20 protein-coding genes are annotated in these 17,369 nt (G+C 70.3%); 11 read left to right on the top strand and 9 right to left on the bottom strand.

All coding sequences use genetic code 11. The annotated features are described in order from the left end of the window. Nucleotides 1-33: 33 nt before the first annotated feature. Nucleotides 34-822, top strand: coding sequence for a type I methionyl aminopeptidase (map, locus tag O6P37_RS24980; protein ID WP_269896606.1), 789 nt, complete (start codon nucleotides 34-36; stop codon nucleotides 820-822). Between the two features lie 23 nt (nucleotides 823-845). On the opposite strand, the gene O6P37_RS24975 is transcribed toward map, so the two are convergent. After that, nucleotides 846-1,607, bottom strand: a complete 762-nt coding sequence (locus tag O6P37_RS24975) for a MerR family transcriptional regulator (RefSeq protein WP_269896686.1) — start codon at nucleotides 1,605-1,607, stop codon at nucleotides 846-848. A 57-nt stretch (nucleotides 1,608-1,664) separates the two neighbouring features. Next, nucleotides 1,665-2,129 (bottom strand): MarR family winged helix-turn-helix transcriptional regulator, encoded by a 465-nt coding sequence (locus tag O6P37_RS24970; protein ID WP_269896605.1) that lies wholly within the window; start codon nucleotides 2,127-2,129, stop codon nucleotides 1,665-1,667. 63 nt (nucleotides 2,130-2,192) lie between these two features. On the opposite strand from O6P37_RS24970, the gene O6P37_RS24965 reads away from it, so the two are divergent. The 6 genes from O6P37_RS24965 (at nucleotide 2,193) to O6P37_RS24940 (ending at nucleotide 8,178) form a co-directional block, all read left to right on the top strand. After that, nucleotides 2,193-4,220: an MMPL family transporter gene (locus O6P37_RS24965; RefSeq protein ID WP_269896604.1), complete on the top strand. Its 2,028-nt coding sequence runs from the start codon at nucleotides 2,193-2,195 to the stop codon at nucleotides 4,218-4,220. A gap of 11 nt (nucleotides 4,221-4,231) precedes the next feature. Then, entirely contained in the window at nucleotides 4,232-5,044 is an 813-nt protein-coding gene (locus O6P37_RS24960) for an alpha/beta fold hydrolase (protein ID WP_269896603.1), read from the top strand. A 9-nt stretch (nucleotides 5,045-5,053) separates the two neighbouring features. Beyond that, nucleotides 5,054-6,265, top strand: a complete 1,212-nt coding sequence (locus O6P37_RS24955; protein ID WP_269896602.1) for a cytochrome P450 — start codon at nucleotides 5,054-5,056, stop codon at nucleotides 6,263-6,265. Between the two features lie 19 nt (nucleotides 6,266-6,284). After that, on the top strand, nucleotides 6,285-6,482 hold the full coding sequence (locus tag O6P37_RS24950; protein ID WP_269896601.1) for a ferredoxin: 198 nt from the start codon (nucleotides 6,285-6,287) through the stop codon (nucleotides 6,480-6,482). A gap of 97 nt (nucleotides 6,483-6,579) precedes the next feature. Further along, a complete protein-coding gene (locus O6P37_RS24945; RefSeq protein ID WP_269896600.1) occupies nucleotides 6,580-7,356 on the top strand; it encodes a hypothetical protein in 777 nt (258 codons plus the stop codon). A gap of 66 nt (nucleotides 7,357-7,422) precedes the next feature. Then, entirely contained in the window at nucleotides 7,423-8,178 is a 756-nt protein-coding gene (locus tag O6P37_RS24940) for an SDR family oxidoreductase (protein WP_269896599.1), read from the top strand. On the opposite strand, the gene O6P37_RS24935 is transcribed toward O6P37_RS24940, so the two are convergent. The 3 genes from O6P37_RS24935 to O6P37_RS24925 are packed head-to-tail and all read right to left on the bottom strand — an operon-like array spanning nucleotide 8,175 to nucleotide 10,821. Then, nucleotides 8,175-8,849, bottom strand: coding sequence for a hypothetical protein (locus O6P37_RS24935; RefSeq protein ID WP_269896598.1), 675 nt, complete (start codon nucleotides 8,847-8,849; stop codon nucleotides 8,175-8,177). The genes O6P37_RS24940 and O6P37_RS24935 overlap by 4 nt on opposite strands. An 18-nt stretch (nucleotides 8,850-8,867) precedes the next feature. Continuing rightward, nucleotides 8,868-9,503: a PaaI family thioesterase gene (locus O6P37_RS24930; RefSeq protein ID WP_269896597.1), complete on the bottom strand. Its 636-nt coding sequence runs from the start codon at nucleotides 9,501-9,503 to the stop codon at nucleotides 8,868-8,870. Nucleotides 9,504-9,525: 22 nt separating this feature from the next. Then, a complete protein-coding gene (locus O6P37_RS24925; RefSeq protein ID WP_269896596.1) occupies nucleotides 9,526-10,821 on the bottom strand; it encodes an adenylosuccinate synthase in 1,296 nt (431 codons plus the stop codon). Nucleotides 10,822-10,911: 90 nt separating this feature from the next. On the opposite strand from O6P37_RS24925, the gene O6P37_RS24920 reads away from it, so the two are divergent. Continuing rightward, nucleotides 10,912-11,496 (top strand): hypothetical protein, encoded by a 585-nt coding sequence (locus tag O6P37_RS24920; protein ID WP_269896595.1) that lies wholly within the window; start codon nucleotides 10,912-10,914, stop codon nucleotides 11,494-11,496. A 10-nt stretch (nucleotides 11,497-11,506) separates the two neighbouring features. Here the strand turns inward: O6P37_RS24920 and O6P37_RS24915 are convergent, their stop codons facing one another. Next, on the bottom strand, nucleotides 11,507-11,899 hold the full coding sequence (locus O6P37_RS24915; protein ID WP_269896685.1) for a DoxX family protein: 393 nt from the start codon (nucleotides 11,897-11,899) through the stop codon (nucleotides 11,507-11,509). A 113-nt stretch (nucleotides 11,900-12,012) separates the two neighbouring features. Between O6P37_RS24915 and O6P37_RS24910 the strand changes: the two genes are divergently transcribed. Together O6P37_RS24910 and O6P37_RS24905 are read left to right on the top strand one after the other, a co-directional pair. After that, the gene (locus O6P37_RS24910) at nucleotides 12,013-12,792 is read left to right on the top strand and encodes a site-2 protease family protein (protein WP_269896594.1); all 780 of its coding nucleotides are present in this window, start codon (nucleotides 12,013-12,015) and stop codon (nucleotides 12,790-12,792) included. A 44-nt stretch (nucleotides 12,793-12,836) separates the two neighbouring features. Then, nucleotides 12,837-13,739 carry a cation diffusion facilitator family transporter gene (locus O6P37_RS24905; protein ID WP_264015623.1) on the top strand — a complete coding sequence of 301 codons (903 nt, stop codon included), beginning with the start codon at nucleotides 12,837-12,839 and terminating at the stop codon, nucleotides 13,737-13,739. A 19-nt stretch (nucleotides 13,740-13,758) separates the two neighbouring features. On the opposite strand, the gene O6P37_RS24900 is transcribed toward O6P37_RS24905, so the two are convergent. Then, the gene (locus tag O6P37_RS24900) at nucleotides 13,759-14,175 is read right to left on the bottom strand and encodes a DUF3151 domain-containing protein (RefSeq protein ID WP_264015624.1); all 417 of its coding nucleotides are present in this window, start codon (nucleotides 14,173-14,175) and stop codon (nucleotides 13,759-13,761) included. 105 nt (nucleotides 14,176-14,280) lie between these two features. Here O6P37_RS24900 and O6P37_RS24895 point away from each other — a divergent pair, with 105 nt between their 5' ends. Further along, nucleotides 14,281-15,264 (top strand): Rv0361 family membrane protein, encoded by a 984-nt coding sequence (locus tag O6P37_RS24895; protein WP_269896593.1) that lies wholly within the window; start codon nucleotides 14,281-14,283, stop codon nucleotides 15,262-15,264. On the opposite strand, the gene fbaA is transcribed toward O6P37_RS24895, so the two are convergent. Both fbaA and O6P37_RS24885 read right to left on the bottom strand, forming a co-directional pair. Continuing rightward, complete coding sequence (gene fbaA, locus O6P37_RS24890; protein WP_269896592.1) at nucleotides 15,261-16,298, bottom strand: class II fructose-bisphosphate aldolase; 1,038 nt, start codon at nucleotides 16,296-16,298, stop codon at nucleotides 15,261-15,263. The two genes, O6P37_RS24895 and fbaA, sit on opposite strands and share 4 nt — an antisense overlap. Before the next feature lie 45 nt (nucleotides 16,299-16,343). Next, complete coding sequence (locus O6P37_RS24885; protein ID WP_269896591.1) at nucleotides 16,344-17,357, bottom strand: alcohol dehydrogenase catalytic domain-containing protein; 1,014 nt, start codon at nucleotides 17,355-17,357, stop codon at nucleotides 16,344-16,346. Nucleotides 17,358-17,369: the final 12 nt, after the last annotated feature.

The following is a 17,369-nucleotide window of genomic DNA, read 5'->3' as shown; positions in this document are numbered from 1 at the left end:
ATAAAAATACCGACGCTGCACGGAGGCACGGACGTGATCGAACTGAAGACCGCCCAGGAGATCGACAAGATGGCGGTGACGGGTGATTTCGTCGCGCAGACATTGGCGACGCTTGCGGCCGAGGCGGAACCCGGGATGAACCTCATGCATCTCGAGCACCGTGCCCGCGCACTGGTCGCCGAGCGCGGCGCCACGTCGTGCTACTGGGATTACGCGCCGTCGTTCGGCCGCGGGCCGTTCCGCAACGTCATCTGCCTGTCGGTCAACGACGCTGTCCTGCACGGCATGCCGCACGACTACGTGCTCCGTGACGGCGATGTGTTGAGCCTGGACTTCGCGGTGTCGATCGACGGGTGGGTGGCCGACGCCGCGGTCTCGGTCATCGTCGGTGACAGTGCCGACGACGCCGACACCGCGCTGATCGACTCGACGCGGCGAGCCCTCGACGCAGGCGTCGCGGCAGCGGTGCCCGGCGGTCGGCTCGGTGACATCTCCGCCGCGATCGGCCGCGTCGCCGCCGACGCCGGCTACCGCGTCAACGTCGAATTCGGCGGGCACGGCTTGGGTCGCACGATGCACGAGGACCCCCACATCCCCAATCGCGGACGGCCGGGCCGCGGCCTGCTGTTGCGGCCGGGCATGACCCTCGCGCTCGAGCCGTGGTGGGCCCTAGGCAGCGACCGCCTGGTCATCGACGCCGACGGCTGGACGCTGCGTTCGGCGGACGGGTCGAACGCGGCGCACTCCGAGCACACCATCGCGATCACCGAATCCGGCCCGCGCATCCTGACCCCGGCCCGGTGCGCACACCGAGCCAGGTAACCAGACCCGTCGCGCCGATCTCGTCAGGTGCCAGTTCGATCCGCGTTCGCGTGGATCGCCTCCCGGCAGTAGGCCGCGAGGCCTGGAAGCCCGAACGATTCGTCGTAAGTGGCGACGTACTTGGGGTCGCTCACATACATGTCGCCGAGATTGCGGTGGAAGGCCGGCGGGCAGTCGTAGAACCAGCGATTCACGTGCAGCCGGTGTTTCTCCGCCGCATTCATCGCCTCTTCGGAGTCGGCCGAGAGCCCAGCGCGGAAAGCGTCGGACAAGGCCTTCTCGACAGCTTCGCCCTCGGCTTTGATCTGGATCCAATCGTCGCGGCCGTAGGACCTGGCTCGGCGCTGCGATTCCTTCCACTCAGCCGTCTCGCCCCACTTCTGCTCGGCCTCTGCCTGATAGTCGTCGAAGCCGTCACCGAAGAGTTCACGCATGTCGTCGTCGGTCATGGGGGTGTTCGTCATTGCTTTCTCCAATGCCTGATCGATTGCCTCGATGAGGTTCTTCGCCTCGTCGAGCCGGGACATGACGCGCTCGCGCTGGCGAACCAGGTGGCTGACCACGTCACCCTCGTCCAGCAGGCTGGTGATCTCGTCGAGCGAGAACTCGAGCCGGCGGTAGACGATGACCTGAGACAAGCGGGTCAGGTCCGCCGCCGCGTACAGCCGATAACCGGAAGCGGTCCGCCGACTCGGGGTCACCAGCCCGATGTCGTCGTAGTGGTGAAGCGTCCGGATCGTGATGCCATACCGCTCGGCGACGTCGCCCACGGTGAGTTCGTCCACCTGCATCTCCTGCGTCACGTCAACAAGGCTGAGGCCTCACGTCGCGTGAGGGTCAAGCTAGCCGTCCACCTCGCGCTGGAAGGCCAGCATCGCCTCGAGCACCGCGGCGAAGGTGCGGTGCGCGGCGGCGAGGTCCCGGTCGGAGAGGCCGGCCATCGCGCGGTGACTGTGGTCGGCCAGCGGCGTGAAGAACCCCTTCGCCACCGCCATGCCGTGGTCGGCCACCCGCAGCATCACCTTGCGCCGGTCCGTCGGGTCCGACTCGCGCTCGAGGTGGCCCGACGCGATCATCCGCTCGACCAGGTAGGTGATGGCCGCTCCGGACATTGCCATCCGGTGCCGCAGTTCGCCCGCCGTCAGCGGCGTGCCCGCCGTGTCGGCCACCATGACGTGCAGAAGGGCGCGAAAGTCGTTCACCGAGACGTCGTGCCGCGCCGCGAACAGCCGGCCGACGCGTTCGGACTCCGCGGTGAGCGCCCGCACATCCGCGGCGATCACCGCCTCCAGCTCCGCCCGGTCCACCCCGACAGCGTAGCGGTTATTCGTTCACTTGATTAATAGTTAAGTATCTGAAATATTCGGAGGATGTCCGGCCGCTTCTCCTGGGTACTCGCCCTCATCGTCGTCGCGCTCTCCGGTGCGCTGCTCGGTCTCGTCGGCAGCGGGGACTCCGGCAGCCAGTCGCCCGTGTCCGTGCCGTCCGATGCGGAGTCGGCACGCGTCACCACCCTGCGCACCGAATTCCCCGACGGCGACCAGGTGCCTGCCGTCCTCGTCGTCACCCGCGCCGATGGAACCGCCCTGACGCCCGCGGACGTCGACGCCGCCGGACAGGCGCGCCAGCGCATGCTGGCCGTCGCCGGGACCGACGGCGCCGCAGGCCCGCCCGTGATGGTCTCCGATGACGACCAGGCCGCGGTGACCACCGTGCCGCTGAGCGGCGAGCTGTCCGGGTTCGCCCTCAACGACGCCGTGAAGGGCCTGCGGACCGCCGCCACCGACGGCCTGCCCGCCGACCTGCGGGCCGAGGTGACCGGCGGCCCGGCGTTCGGCGCCGACATCGCCAACTCCTTCGCCGGCGCGAACTTCACCCTGCTCGCGGTGACCGCGGCGGTGGTGGCCGTGCTGCTGATCGTCACCTACCGGTCGCCGGTGCTGTTCTTGGTGCCCCTCGCCGTGATCGGTTTCGCCGACCGGGTGGCCGCCGTGGCGGGCACCGCCGTCGCCGAAGCCCTCGGTATGAGCCCGGACGGTTCGACCTCCGGCATCACCAGTGTGCTGGTGTTCGGCGCGGGGACGAACTATGCGCTGCTGCTGATCTCGCGCTACCGCGAGGAACTCGGCCGCGAAGAGGACCACCGCAGCGCGCTGCGGGTCGCGGTGCGCAGCGCGGGCCCGGCGATCGTCGCGAGCAACGCCACGGTGGTGCTGGCACTGCTGACGCTGGTGTTCGCGTCCGCACCGAGCACCCGCAGCCTCGGCGTGCAGGCGGCGTCCGGCCTGGTGGTCGCCGCGGTGTTCGTGCTGCTGGTGCTGCCGCCGCTGCTGCGCCTGTTCGGCAAGCGGCTGTTCTGGCCGTTCATCCCCCGCACCGGCGCGACACCGCTCACCGACAGCGGGGTCTGGCACCGGATCGCCGACGCGGTGGCGCGCCGCCCGGGTCGTGTCGCCGTGGTGTCGATCGCCGCGCTGGCGATGCTGTGCACCGGCCTGCTGAGCACGCCGCTCGGGCTCTCGCAGACCGAGCAGTTCCGGGTGCAGGCCGAATCGGTCACGGGCTACCAGCGGCTGGCCGACCACTTCCCCGGCGGGCTCACCGACCCCACCCGGGTCATCGGCCCGACGTCGCAGACCGCGGCGATTCAGCGGGCCATCGACGACACCGACGGCGTGGTCTCGGCGAACCCGGCGGGGCAGTCGCCCTCGGGCCTCACCCAGTGGTCGGTGGTGCTCGACGCCGAACCCGCCTCCGACCGGGCCTTCGACATCGTCGACCGCCTTCGGACGTCGGTGCACGAGGCGGATCCGGCAGCGCTGGTCGGCGGATCGGACGCGCAGGCCCGCGACATCGGCGCCGCCGCCGCCCGCGACCGGCTGGTGGTGGTCCCGGCGATCCTCGCGGTCGTGCTGCTCGTGCTGTACGCGCTGCTGCGTTCCGCGCTGGCGCCGCTGGTCCTGGTGGCGGTGACCGTGCTGTCGGCACTCGCGGCGATCGGCCTCGGCGGCTGGGCCAGCGTGCACCTGTTCGGCTTTCCCGCGCTCGACAACTCGACGCCGCTGTTCGCGTTCCTGTTTCTGGTGGCGCTCGGCGTCGACTACACGATCTTCCTCGTCACCCGCGCCCGCGAGGAGACACCCGAACACGGCACCCGGCAGGGCATCGTGCGGGCGGTGTCCGCGACCGGCGCCGTCATCACCAGCGCGGGCATCGTGCTGGCTGCGGTGTTCTGCGTGCTGGGCGTGCTGCCGCTGATCGTGCTCACCCAGGTCGGCATCATCGTCGGCCTCGGCATCCTGCTGGACACGTTCCTCGTGCGCACCGTGATCATCCCCGCGTTGTTCACCCTGATCGGACCGCGCATCTGGTGGCCGGCGCTGCGGCCGGACCGCTAGCGTCACAAGTCGTGCAGGAACGCCTGATCGACACCGCACTCGGCCGGCTTCGGACGACGGTTGGCGGCGCGCAGACCGGCGACACCATCGTGTTCTGGCCCAGCCTGCTGATGACCGGCGAGATGTGGTCGGCTCAGGCGGCGCACTTCGGCTCCGGGCACCGCGTCGTGCTGGTCGACCCGCCCGGCCACGGCGGGAGCGAAAAGCTCACGGCGACATTCTCGTTCGAGGACTGCGCGCGCTGCGTCGTCGACATCCTCGACGCACTCGGGGTGCCGAGGGCACACTTCGTCGGCAACTCGTGGGGCGGGATGATCGGCGCCACGTTCGCCGCCCGCCATCCCGACCGGATCGGACGCGCGGTGCTGATGAACTGCACGGCCTCGGCCGCCGGCGGAAGGCAGCGGCTCGAATACGGGCTGCTGCTGCGAATGGCGGGACTGCTGCGCGGCATCCGGCCGCCGCTGACCCGGTCGGTGCTCAAGGCGTTCCTCGGACCCACCACCATGCGGACCCGCCCGGACGTGGTCGCCTACGTGCGCGACGCCGTCCAGCGCGTCGACGTCGACTCGGCCCGGTGGGCGGTGCGCTCGGTGGTGCCGCTGCGCCCGGATCAGCGCGCGCTGCTGGCCGGCGTCAGGACTCCGGTGCTGGTGGTCGCCGGCGCCGAGGACGCCACGTTCCCGATTCCCGAAACCGCCGCCATGGCCGACGCCATCCCGGGTGCCTCGTTCCTCGTGCTCGACGGCGTCGCCCACCTCGCGGCACTGGAGAACCCGCCGCTCGTCAACACGCTGACCGGGGACTTCCTGACACGCGGGTAGCGTCGTGACATGACCGACGTCGAGGCCGAACCGCTGCCGCCGTTGCACATGCGCCGCAACGACTTCGATCCCACCCCCGAACTGCGCGAGATCCGCGAGTCGACGGGTGTGCGGATCGCCAAGAGCGCCTTCGGCATGGACGTCTACCTGGTCACCCGCCACGAGGACGCCAAGGCGGTGCTGGCGGATCACCAGCGCTTCTCCAACGGCCGACCGCCCGGCTTCGTGATACCGGGCGCCCCGGTGCTCTCGGAGGACGAACAGCAGCGCAACCGTTCGGGGAACCTGCTCGGCCTCGACCCGCCCGACCACCAGCGGCTGCGCCGGATGCTCACCCCCGAGTTCACCATCCGGCGGATGAAACGGCTCGAACCCCGGATCGTGGCCATCGTCGACGAGCACCTCGACGCGATGGAAAAGACCGGCGCCCCAGCCGATCTCGTCGAGGGCTTCGCGCTGCCGATCCCGTCGCTGGTGATCTGCGAGCTGCTGGGCGTGCCGTACGAGGACCGCGCCGACTTCCAGCGCCGGTCGGCACGCCAGCTGGATCTGTCCATCCCGATACCCGACCGGTTCGAGCTGCAGCGGCAGAGCCGCGACTATATGCAATCGCTGGTCACCCGGGCGCGGGTGGAGCCAGGCGACGACATCCTCGGCATGATGGTGCGCGAGCACGGCGACGAACTGACCGACGACGAACTCGTCGGCGTGGCGAGCCTGCTGCTGCTGGCCGGACACGAGACCACGTCGAACATGCTGGGCCTCGGCACCCTCGCGCTGCTGCGGCACCCCGACCAGCTGGCGGCGGTGCGCGACGATCCCGATGCGGTGGCGCCCGCGGTCGAGGAGCTGCTGCGCTGGCTCTCCATCGTGCACAGCGCGATCCCCCGCATCACCACCACCGACGTCGAGGTGGCGGGAGTGCCCATCCCGGCGGGCCAGCTGGTGTTCGTGTCACTGCCCACAGGCAACCGGGACCCGAACTTCGTCGACGCACCCGAGAAGCTCGACATCTCCCGCGGCGCGATGGGGCATCTGGCCTTCGGCCACGGCGTGCACCACTGCCTCGGCGCACCCCTGGCCCGGATGGAGATGCGGATCGCCTTTCCCGCCCTGCTGCGCCGCTTCCCGCGACTCGCGCTCGCCGAGCCGTTCGAGGATGTGCAGTTCCGGTCGTTCCACTTCATCTACGGACTACGGTCGCTGGCAGTGAGCTGGTAGCAGGGGCGGTGATGAGCGGATGAGGGTCGAAGCCGAACAGGACGCGTGCATCGCGTCGGGGAACTGCGTCATGGTCGCCGACGCGGTGTTCGACCAGGACGACGACGGCATCGTCGAGGTGATCGTCGACGAGGTGCCCGCCGGCGAGGAGGATCACGCACGCGAGGCCGTGAAACTGTGCCCGGCCTCCGCACTGCGGATCGCCGCGGAGGAGTAGCGGCCGGCAGTAATTGGGATCGGTAGCCCCGCTCCCCCTCTGTACTTGTCCCACGACGGCCGACACGGCCGAGGACGAGACCACAGAGGAGCACCCGATGAACGCCGCCGACAACCTCGAAACCGCAGCCCACACCGGCGCGGTCGACAACGAGACGATCCGGTCCGCCTACCTCGACGTGCTGTCCCTGGAGCACACGCAGGCCTCGGCGTGGTCGAACGCGCTCGCCGACCTCCACGGCCCGATCGACGGCCCCGACCCTGCCGACGACCAGGCCCGGACCGGCCGGTCCACGGCGTTCACCAACGGCGTGGTGGCAGCCGCCATAGCGGGTGCCGTCGGCGCCTTCGCCGTCCTCGGCGTGGTCGTCTCGCAGTACTACACCGAGCCGCATTCGCCGGCGCCCGTCGCGGTCACACCCGGTGCGGTCGTCGTGCCCGCGACCCCGACCGCGGCGCCGGCCCTTCCGTCGGTCGCCGCCGTCCCGACCGTGGTGACGGCGCCCGCGAACAATCAGCCCGTCCCGGTCCGCATCAGCAACAACCGCCCGGCAGCCCCCGTCAAGGCTCCCGCGCGCCCCGCGCCCGTCGCGGCTCCCGCACCTGCACCTGCCGCACCCCCACCGGCGCCCGCCCCTGCTGTCGCGCCGGCCCCGGTCGTCATCATCGACATCCCGGTGCCGCAGCTTCCGCCTCTCCCGCAGGCTCCCGCTCCCGCGGATCCCGCGCCGGCCGCTCCCGCCGACCCGGCTCCCGCCGACCCGGCGCCCGTCGAACCCGCTCCTGCGCCTGCCGAGCCGCCTGCCGAGCCGGTGTTGCAGCCGCTTGCGCCGCCGGTCCTCGACCCTGCGCCGGTGGTGCAGCTGGCACCGTGAGGTGATCTTGTCCTAGACGCGCACCAGTTCTAGGGTCTGAACAGGCTGTCGAAGGAGGTGTGCCCTATGCGGATCGCGGTAGCCGGCGCGACCGGCAACATCGGAGCCCGGACGGTCGCGGCCCTCGAACGCGACGGTCACGAAGCGGTGCGGATCAGTCGTTCCCTCGGCGTCGACCTGCTGTCGGGCGACGGCCTCGACGCCGCCCTGGCGGGCGTCGACACAGTGATCGACACGGTCAGCTCCCCACCGGTGAGTGCCGCCGAGACGGTGGCCTACTTCGGCACCATCACCGCGAACCTGCTGCGCGCCGAGGCCCGCGCCGGCGTCGCCCACCACGTCCTGCTGTCGATCGTCGGAGTGCACCGCCTCGAGGGCAACGCGCACTACGCCGGCAAGCGCGAACAGGAGCGGCTGATCGCCGAAGGCGTCGACGGCGTCTCGGTGCCGTGGACCGTGGTGCCCGCGACGCAGTTCCACGACTTCGCCGAGCTGGCGGTCGGCTGGACCGAGCACGAGGGCGCGGCCACCATCGCACCGCTGCTCGTCCAGCCCATCGCACCCGACGACATCGCCGCCGTGCTGGCCGAGATCGCCGTCGGCGAACCGCGGGGCCGTTACGTCGACGTCGCCGGACCCGATCCGCAGGATCTCGTCGACATGGCCCGCCGCACGCTGGCACTGCGCGGGCGCGAGGTGAAGCTGATCCCCACCTGGAACGGCGTATTCGACGAATCGATGGCCGGCAGCATCATGCTGCCTGGCGAGGAGGCCCGCATCGCCCCAACGACATTCGAGGATTGGCTGGCCGCAGGCGGCTAGCGCCGCTCGCCCACTTCGTGGTCGCCCCAGTGCACCACGCCGGCGCGGGCCAGCAACAGCACACTGACCAGCAGCACCCACACCGGGAACGCCAGCACCAGCCACGCACTCACGTCACCGGCGAGCAGCAGCGCCACCGCCACCAGGTAGGTGGCGTACACCAGCGGACGCGGCATGAGCCCGGTGCGCAGCCAGATCGTCGCCAGCGAGATCATGAACACCGCTGCCATCCGCACGGCGTACGTCTTGCTCAGCGTGTTGAGCAGTGTCTGCCCGAACGCCGCCACCTCGGTGTGCACCGCGGAATCCACCGACACCACCCTCGTGGCGATCAGGCCCTCCCCGACCGCCGCGGTGGTGAACATCATCGCCAGGAACAGCAGTCCGCTGCCGATGAACACGGTCGCGAAGAATTTGTCCTCGTACCGGCCCAGTCCGTCGCGGACGACGCCGATGAACCACAGGAAGGCGATGCCCGCGAACGGCATCAGCACCGACGCCCACCGCAGCCGGCCACTGGCCCCGTCGACCCACTGTGAACCAGGCGCGCCGCCCTCGGGCAGCGCGGTGCGGATGAGGATCAGTGCGGCGCCGAACAACAGCGCGAACAGCACCCCCGCCACTGCCGCGGCCTTGGGCGTCGTCAGCCTGCGCAGATGATGCTCGACCACGCGGTCATGGTGTCACGCTCAGGGCTGTCCGGGCAGCAATCTGATCATCAGGCCGTTCGCCTCGGCCAGCAGATTCCCTTCGGGATCGCGCATCTCGGCGTTGACGAACGACTTGCGGCCCTGTGCCTCGCGGACCCAGCCCCGCACCGTCAGCGTGGTGTCGATCGGCGTCACCTTGCGGTAGTCGACGTGCAGGAAGCCGGTGCGACTGATCGGCCTGCCGGTGGCGTGGATGACCATCCCGAACACCGAGTCGAACATCAGTGGCAGCACCCCGCCGTGCACCGCGTAGTTGCCGCCGACGTGGAAACGGCTGAACTGCACGGTCAGTTCGACGGCTTCGGCGTCGAACTTCGTCACCCGGTACGGCGCCATCAACAGGCTGCCCGCGCCCGGCAGCTCCGGCACCCGGTTGGCCGGGCCGACGCCCTCGGCGGCCTCGAACGGGTCGAGCAACTCGACGAGCGCCTCGACGTGCTGGGCGGCCTTCTCCCACGTCTCGCTGTCCGGAGCGGCCGACACCGCCAGGTCCTGAGCGCGGCGCATCGCGGTCAGGAACCGCGCGAAACCTGGTCCGGGATCGGCGCGTTCGAAGTTGGGAAACCCGCCGTGCCTGTCGTATTCGGGATCGACCAGCCGCGGGTCGTCTGTCATGCCTCGACTCCCACTCGGGAAGTCACTTCGCCGCCAGGATGTCGCGGCGGACGATCGTCTGCTCACGCCCCGGGCCGACGCCGATACACGAAACATGGGCTCCGGCAAGCTCTTCGAGCCGAAGCACGTAGTCGCGAGCCTTGGCGGGCAGGTCGTCGAATTCGCGCGCCGTGGAGATGTCCTCCCACCAGCCCGGCAGTTCCTCGTAGATCGGTTCGGCGATCGCGATGTCGGACTGCGTCATCGGCATGTCGTCGGTGCGCTTGCCGTTCACCCGGTAGCCCACGCACACCGGCACGGTCTCCAGGCTGGACAGCACGTCCAGCTTGGTCAGGAAGTAGTCGGTGATGCCGTTGACGCGGGTGGCGTACCGGGCGATCACCGCGTCGAACCACCCGCAGCGCCGTGGCCGCCCGGTGGTGACTCCGACCTCGCCGCCGGTCTTGGCCAGATAGGCGCCGTACTCGTCGAACAGCTCGGTGGGGAACGGGCCCGATCCCACGCGCGTGGTGTAGGCCTTGAGGATGCCGAGCACCGTGGTGATGCGGGTCGGCCCGATACCCGATCCGACCGATGCGCCACCGGCCGTCGGATTCGAGGACGTGACAAAGGGATACGTGCCGTGGTCGACGTCGAGCAGCGTGCCCTGCGAACCCTCGAGCAGCACCGTCTCGCCGCGTTCGAGGGCCGCGTTGAGCAGCAGCCGGGCGTCGGCGATGCGGTGGGTGAACCCCTCGGCCTGGGCCAGCAGGTTGTCCACCACCTCGGCGGCGTCGAGGGCCTTGCGGTTGTAGATCTTCACCAGCATCTGGTTTTTGAGTTCCAGTGCCGCCTCGATCTTCTCGGTCAGCTGGTTGGGGTCGAGCACGTCGGCCACCCGGATGCCGATGCGCGCGATCTTGTCCTGGTAGCAGGGTCCGATGCCGCGGCCGGTGGTGCCGATCTTCTTGCTGCCCGCGTATCGCTCGACCACCTTGTCGATCGCCACGTGGTAGGGCATCAGCAGGTGGGCGTCGGCCGAGATGAGCAGCCGGTCGGTGTCGACGCCGCGGTCCTCGAGCCCGCGCAGCTCGGTGAGGAGCACCCCGGGGTCGACGACGACGCCGTTGCCGATCACGTTGGTCACCCCGGGCGTCAGGATGCCCGACGGGATCAGGTGCAGCGCGAAGTTCTCGCCCGTGGGCAGCACCACGGTGTGCCCGGCGTTGTTGCCGCCCTGGTACCGCACGACCCACTGGACGCGCCCACCGAGCAGATCGGTGGCCTTTCCTTTGCCCTCGTCGCCCCATTGGGCGCCGATGAGCACGATTGCCGGCATGGCTTCTCCGCTTCAGTGCGTGAAAATGACGTGTGCAGCCGGTGAGCTACCTTATCCGACCGGACACATACCCGTTTGCGAGGAGCTTCCTTGACCACCACCGACGTCGCGGTGCTGCGCTGCGGCGATCGCGCGGCGCCACGGCCGCTGCGGATGCTGCCGACGGTCGAACTCGACGAGGTCGACCGGTGCAGGCGCGTGGTCGTGAGTGGGGACGATGCGCAGCTGGCCGCCGTGCTGACCCGGCTGCTGCGCGCCGACCGGCTCGACGTCGAAGTCGCCGTCGCCGGCCGGTTCGGGGCGAGGCGCGCACTGACCGCGCCCGCGACGCTGGTGCCGCTGATCCGCGACGACACCGGTACCGCGCTGGTCGCAACGGCGTCGTGGACGGGTTCCCCCGAAGGCACAGTGCTCTTCGGCGAGGCCGTCGTCGACGACACCGTGCTGTTCGACGGCGACGTCCACGGGGTGCGGATCGAACCGACGGCGGCGCTGCCGGGTCTGCGCGCCGCGGTGCTCTCGCCGCGCGGGCGGCCGCGCGGCTGGGTGTCGGGGCGCGCCGTACAGCTCGGTACCCCGGGGGCGCTGCTGACCCGCGACGGCGTCGCGGCGCCGCGGCCGGTGAAACGCTCGACGTTCTACCGGCACACCACGGGCTGGCTGCGGGTCGGCTGACCCGCCGGCCTCAGCGCGACCTGGGCACCGCGGTCGACCACAGCGCCCAGGCCACCAGCACCGGCTGGAACACCAGCCGGACCAGGCGCTTGCGGTCGGAGTCCAACCCGAAGGCGTCGCGCTTGCCGAGGTACTGCGCGATGTTCCCGGGGAACACCGCGACGAAGAACGCCGCCAGCAGCCGCCCGACGAGCACCCGGTCGCGTCGCAGGACGGCCAGGCCGGCGCCCAGCATGATCTCCACGGCGCCGGACGCCACGACCACGCCGTCGGCGTCGATCGGCGCGGCCCTGGTCACCCAGCTGGGCACCTGGGCCTGGAAGTCTTTGCGTGCCCAGAACAGGTGGCTCACCCCGGCGAACACCATCGCGCCGGCGAGCAGCAGCCGGGCCGCCGTACGCATGGGCGTCGACGGCGGGGGGCCGGCCGGGACCGGCGGCGGCAGCGCAGGGGGCGGCGCGGGAGGCGCGATCGTCGTCATGGCTCCTTCTTACCGAAGATCGGTAGCGTCGAATCGTGAGCATCCGTACGCCGCGCCAGTCGGTGCGGCCGAGCCCGGTCTTCCTCGCCATCGTCGCCCTCACCGCGGCGGGCGGTGTGCTGGCGTGGCTGGCCGCCGACGCCGTAGAGCCGCTGGCCTATGCCGGCGTGTTCGTGTTCGTCATCTCCGGCTGGCTGGTGTCGCTGTGCCTGCACGAGTTCGGGCACGCCTTCACGGCGTGGCGGTTCGGCGACAAGAGCGTCGAGATGCGCGGGTACCTGACGCTGAATCCGCTCAAGTACACCCATCCGCTGCTGTCGCTGGGCCTACCGGTGCTGTTCATCGCCCTCGGCGGCATCGGGCTTCCGGGCGGCGCGGTCTATCTGCACACGTCATGGATGACCGCCCGGCAGAAGACGCTGGTCAGCCTGGCCGGGCCCGCGGCCAACGTGGCGCTCGCCATCGTGCTGCTCACGGTGACCCGGCTGCTGTACGACCCGGCGCACGCGGTGTTCTGGGCGGGCATGGCGTTCCTGGGCTTCCTGCAGGTGACGGGCGCGCTGCTCAACCTGCTGCCGGTACCGGGGCTCGACGGCTACGGCGCACTCGAACCGCACCTGAGCCCCGACACCCAGCGCTCGCTCGAGCCGGTCAAGGGGTGGGGCTTCCTCGTCCTGCTGGTGCTGTTGTTCGTGCCCGAACTGAACCAGTGGTTCTTCGGCGCGGTGTACTGGCTCTTCGAGCTCTCGGGCGTGCCCTCGGGGCTGAGTGCGGTCGGCAACCAGCTGACCCGGTTCTGGTCTGCCTGGCTCTAGGCAGGCCCTTGCGATATATGCGTCTTTACGCATAGATTGCTGGAATGGGCGCCGGACACGACCACAGTCACGGCGGCGGAGACACCCGGGTCAGCCGGATGATCATCGCCGCCGCGATCCTGTCCGCGTTCTTCGTCCTCGAACTGGTCACCGCGCTGTGGATCGACTCGATCGCGCTGCTCGCCGACGCCGGCCACATGCTGACCGACCTCGTCGCGATGTTCATGGGGCTGACCGCGGTGCTGCTCGCCCGGCACGGCAGCGCCTCGCCGGCCCGCACCTACGGCTGGCACCGCGCCGAGGTCTTCACCGCCGTCGCCAACGCGGTGCTGCTGCTCGGCGTGGCCGCGTTCATCCTGTACGAGGCGTTCGAGCGGCTCGGTGACGCGCCCGAGGTGCCCGGTGTCCCGCTGATCGTGGTCGCCCTGGCCGGCCTGCTCGCCAATGCGATCGTGGTGCTGCTGCTGCGCTCCCAGTCCGAGCAGAGCCTTGCCGTCAAGGGCGCCTACATGGAGGTCGTGGCGGACACCGTCGGCAGTATCGGCGTGCTGATCGCCGGCATCGTCACGGTCACCACGGCTTGGCCGTACGCCGACGTGGTGGTCGCCGTGTTCGTCGCGCTGTGGGTGCTACCACGGGCGTTCGCACTGGCCCGCGCGGCACTGCGGATCCTGTCGGAGTCCTCGCCCCAGCACATCGACGTCGAGGAACTGCGCTCGGCGCTGTGCGCGGTCGACGGCGTCACTGAGGTGCACGACCTGCACGTGTGGACCCTGGTGCCGGGGAAGGACATGGTCACCGCGCACCTCACGTCGGAGGCCGACTCTGCCCGGGTGCTCGACGACGCCCGCGCGGTGCTGACCGCCCGTGGACTCGACCATGCGACCGTGCAGGTGGAGCCGCCTGCGGGCGCCGCCGACTGCAACTGCGAGAACAGCAACTGGTAGCCCGGCCGCGCGGTTGCGGTCAGGCCAGACCGAACTCGCCGCGCGCCGACGGATCGCAGTCGTCGAGCAGGTCCAGGCAACGGGCGTACTCGTCGGTCTCGCCGATGGTGTCGGCGGCCTTGGCCAGCGCCGCCACACACCGCAGGAATCCGCGGTTGGGCTCATGGCGGAACGGCACCGGGCCGAAGCCCTTCCAGCCGTTGCGGCGCAGCTGGTCCAGACCCCGGTGATAGCCGGTCCTGGCGTAGGCGTAGGCCGCGACCGCCTGATCGCCGGCAAGCGCCTGTTCGGCCAGCGTCGCCCACGCCACCGATGCCGAGGGATGCGCAGCGGCCACGATGGACGGATTCTCGCCGGCCGCCAGTTCGGCCTCGGCGTCGATGTCGCCGGGCAGCAGCACCGGCTCCGGTCCCAGGAGGTCGCCCATCCGTGTCATGAGGCCATTGTGCCGTGTGGCCCCCGGGTGGCACTCCACGGCATCACCCCCCGCCGGGTCGATAAGCTTCCGGCGTAGGACGCGCGGAGGAGGAAAGCAGCAGGGATGTCGAACCCACCAGGGCCGCAACGAGGCGAAGAGCCGACCGAGCCGACGGCCGACGCGCAGGAGCAGACCCCGCCGGCCGAGCACGACGACCCGCCGGGCGCTGACGAGGCGACCACCGAGTCCGCCGCCGAGACCGAGATCATCGACGTCCAGCAGGCGGACGGCGGACACGAGCCGGCCACCGAGGTGATCGCGTCGACGCCGAGGGAGCCGGAACCACACGACGCCGAACCCGAGGACGCGGTCCTGGTGCCGGTGGAGCACGATCACGAGCCGGCGACCGAGGTCTTCGCGTCCACCCCGCAGTCCGCCGAATCGCAGACCGACCCGCAAGCCGGTGAGCGGCGGTTCACCGCGCCGTCCGGTTTCGACGCCGGCACCACGCAGAAGATCGACAGCCCGCAGGAACCGGCCACCGAGGTGTTCGCGACGTCCGCAGCCCCGGCAGGCGGCGAGGCGGCGGGTCAGCCGAAAGTCGCCACGCCGCAACTGATCCCGCCTCGCGGCGAGCAGCCTCGGCCGCCGCAGCCGACGAAGAAGCGCAGCTGGGGCTGGGTCGCGGCCGTCGTGCTCGTGATCGCCGCGCTGGCGGCCATCGCGATCCTCGGCACGTTGCTGCTCACCCGCGGGTCCGACGGTGGGGTGTCGCAGGAGGACCAGGTCCGCGCGACCATCCAGAACTACGACGCCGCCATGCAGAAGGGCGACCTCGCGATGCTGCGCAGCATCACCTGCGGCGCCACCCGCGACAGCTACGTCAAGTACAACGACCGGACCTGGGCCGACACCCACGCCCGGGTGTCGGCGGCCAAGCAGTATCCCGTCGTCGCCAGCATCGACCAGGTGGTGGTCAACGGCGATCACGCCGAGGCGAACGTCACCACCTTCATGGCCTTCGCGCCGCAAACGCGCTCCACGCGGAGTTTCGACCTGCAGTTCCGCGACGACCAGTGGAAGATCTGCCAGGCGCCCGCCAACTAGCCGGCGGTGACCGACTTGCCGTCGCTGTGCAGGTCCCGGCACGCCTCGACGACGCGCTCCGACATCGACGCCTCGGCCTTCTTCAGGTAGCTGCGGGGGTCGTAGACCTTCTTGTTGCCCACCTCGCCGTCGATCTTGAGGACGCCGTCGTAATTGGTGAACATGTGCGCGGCCACCGAGCGGGTGAACGCGTACTGCATGTCGGTGTCGACGTTCATCTTCACCACGCCGTACTTCAGCGAGTCCTCGATCTCCGACTTCAGCGATCCCGAGCCGCCGTGGAACACGAAGTCGAAAGGCCTTGCCTGCGAATCGAGTCCGAGCTTCGCAGCGGCCACCCGCTGCCCCTCGGCTAGCACCTCCGGCTTGAGCTTGACGTTGCCCGGCTTGTAGACGCCGTGCACGTTGCCGAACGTGGCGGCCAGCAGGTACTTGCCGTGCTCGCCGGCTCCGAGTGCGTCGACGGTCTTCTCGAAGTCCTCGGCCGAGGTGTAGAGCTTGTCGTTGATCTCGGCCTCGACGCCGTCCTCCTCGCCGCCGACGACGCCGATCTCTATCTCCAGCACGATCTTCGCGGCGACGGCCTGGGCGAGCAGCTCGCGCGCGATCGACAGGTTCTCGTCGATCGGCACCGCCGACCCGTCCCACATGTGCGACTGGAACAGCGGGTTGCGGCCGGCCGTCACCCGTTCGGCGGAGATCGCCAGCAGCGGACGGACGTAGGTGTCCAGCTTGTCCTTCGGACAGTGGTCGGTGTGCAGGGCGACGGTCACCGGGTAGCGCTCGGCGATCACGTGCGCGAACTCCGCGAGCGCAACGGCACCGGTGACCATGTCCTTGACGCCCAGGCCGGAAGCGAATTCCGCTCCGCCCGTTGACAACTGGATGATGCCGTCACTGCCTGCGTCGGCGAAGCCCTTGATCGCCGCGTTGACGGTCTCCGACGACGTGCAGTTGATGGCGGGAAAAGCGAACGAGTTCTCCTTGGCGCGGCCGAGCATCTCGGCGTACACCTCGGGCGTGGCGATCGGCATACGGGCCAGTATGCGCCGATCCGGCCGGCGTCACATCGCGAGTCGTCACATGGTGAGGACCATGCGGTAGCGCGCGCGGCCGGAGTCCATCGCCGCGTAGGCCTCGGCGGCCTCGGCCAGCGGCCGCTCCTCGATCATCGCCCGCACACCGGACTGCACCGCGAAGCGCATCGTCTCCTCGACGTCGCGCGACGTGCCCGACGGATGGCCGGTGACGCTGAGGCCGGGAGTTATCAGCTGCATCGGGCTGATCGGCAACGGGTCGGCGGTGACGCCGACGATGACCAGCTCGCCCTGTGCGGCGAGTCCACCGACGGTGTCGGCCATGGCCTGCGAATTGGCCGCCGTCGCGAGCACCACCGCCGCCCCGCCCAGCTTCTGCAGCGCCTCGCCGACGTCGCCGGCCGTGGAGTCGACGTAGTGGTGCGCGCCGAGGGCCTTGGCGTCGTCGGCCTTGCCTGCGCCGCGGGCGATCGCGACGGTCTCGAAGCCCATCGCCCTGGCCCATTGCACACCGAGGTGGCCGAGCCCGCCGATGCCGAGCACCGCGACCAGGTCGCCGGCCACGGCACGGGTCTGCCGCAGCGCGTTGAAGGTGGTCACCCCGGCGCAGCCCATCGGCGCGGCCTCGGCGAACGACAACTCGTCGGGGATGCGAGCCAGCGCGGTCGCCGGCACGGTGATCGACTCGGCGTAGCCACCGGGATAGCTCAGGCTGGGAATCTGGCCACGCTCGCACTGCATGAAGAAGCCCTTGCGGCAGGGCACGCAGCGGTTGCAGTTGCCACCGAACCAGCCGACCGCGACCCGGTCACCGACCTCGAAGCCCTCCACGCCGTCGCCGAGTTCGGCGACGGTGCCCGCAACTTCGTGACCCGGCGTCAGCGGCCACGTCATCCCGGGGAAGGCGCCGTTGACGAAGGCGTGGTCGGTGCCGCAGACGCCGCACGCGGCGACGTCGATGCGGACGTGGTCACGCCCGGGGGCGGTGGTCTCGACGTCGACGAGGGTCAGCTCCTCGCCGACGGCAGCCAGTTGGACGGCGGTGTGGGTAGGCATGAATACAACCCT

It is taken from the genome of Mycobacterium hippophais, assembly GCF_027529605.1.
Lineage (GTDB): Bacteria > Actinomycetota > Actinomycetes > Mycobacteriales > Mycobacteriaceae > Mycobacterium > Mycobacterium arseniciresistens.
This window is presented reverse-complemented; position numbering and strand designations above follow the sequence as displayed.

What these genes read in the sequence shown, in the direction of transcription:
- O6P37_RS24965 (WP_269896604.1), top strand. Translation starts at nt 2,193, where the DNA reads ATGTCCGGCCGCTTCTCCTGGGTACTCGCCCTCATCGTCGTCGCGCTC.
- O6P37_RS24955 (WP_269896602.1), top strand. Translation starts at nt 5,054, where the DNA reads ATGACCGACGTCGAGGCCGAACCGCTGCCGCCGTTGCACATGCGCCGC.
- O6P37_RS24950 (WP_269896601.1), top strand. Translation starts at nt 6,285, where the DNA reads ATGAGGGTCGAAGCCGAACAGGACGCGTGCATCGCGTCGGGGAACTGC.
- O6P37_RS24945 (WP_269896600.1), top strand. Translation starts at nt 6,580, where the DNA reads ATGAACGCCGCCGACAACCTCGAAACCGCAGCCCACACCGGCGCGGTC.
- O6P37_RS24940 (WP_269896599.1), top strand. Translation starts at nt 7,423, where the DNA reads ATGCGGATCGCGGTAGCCGGCGCGACCGGCAACATCGGAGCCCGGACG.
- O6P37_RS24930 (WP_269896597.1), bottom strand. Translation starts at nt 9,503, where the DNA reads ATGACAGACGACCCGCGGCTGGTCGATCCCGAATACGACAGGCACGGC.
- O6P37_RS24925 (WP_269896596.1), bottom strand. Translation starts at nt 10,821, where the DNA reads ATGCCGGCAATCGTGCTCATCGGCGCCCAATGGGGCGACGAGGGCAAA.
- O6P37_RS24915 (WP_269896685.1), bottom strand. Translation starts at nt 11,899, where the DNA reads ATGCGTACGGCGGCCCGGCTGCTGCTCGCCGGCGCGATGGTGTTCGCC.
- O6P37_RS24905 (WP_264015623.1), top strand. Translation starts at nt 12,837, where the DNA reads ATGGGCGCCGGACACGACCACAGTCACGGCGGCGGAGACACCCGGGTC.
- O6P37_RS24900 (WP_264015624.1), bottom strand. Translation starts at nt 14,175, where the DNA reads ATGACACGGATGGGCGACCTCCTGGGACCGGAGCCGGTGCTGCTGCCC.
- O6P37_RS24895 (WP_269896593.1), top strand. Translation starts at nt 14,281, where the DNA reads ATGTCGAACCCACCAGGGCCGCAACGAGGCGAAGAGCCGACCGAGCCG.
- fbaA (WP_269896592.1), bottom strand. Translation starts at nt 16,298, where the DNA reads ATGCCGATCGCCACGCCCGAGGTGTACGCCGAGATGCTCGGCCGCGCC.
- O6P37_RS24885 (WP_269896591.1), bottom strand. Translation starts at nt 17,357, where the DNA reads ATGCCTACCCACACCGCCGTCCAACTGGCTGCCGTCGGCGAGGAGCTG.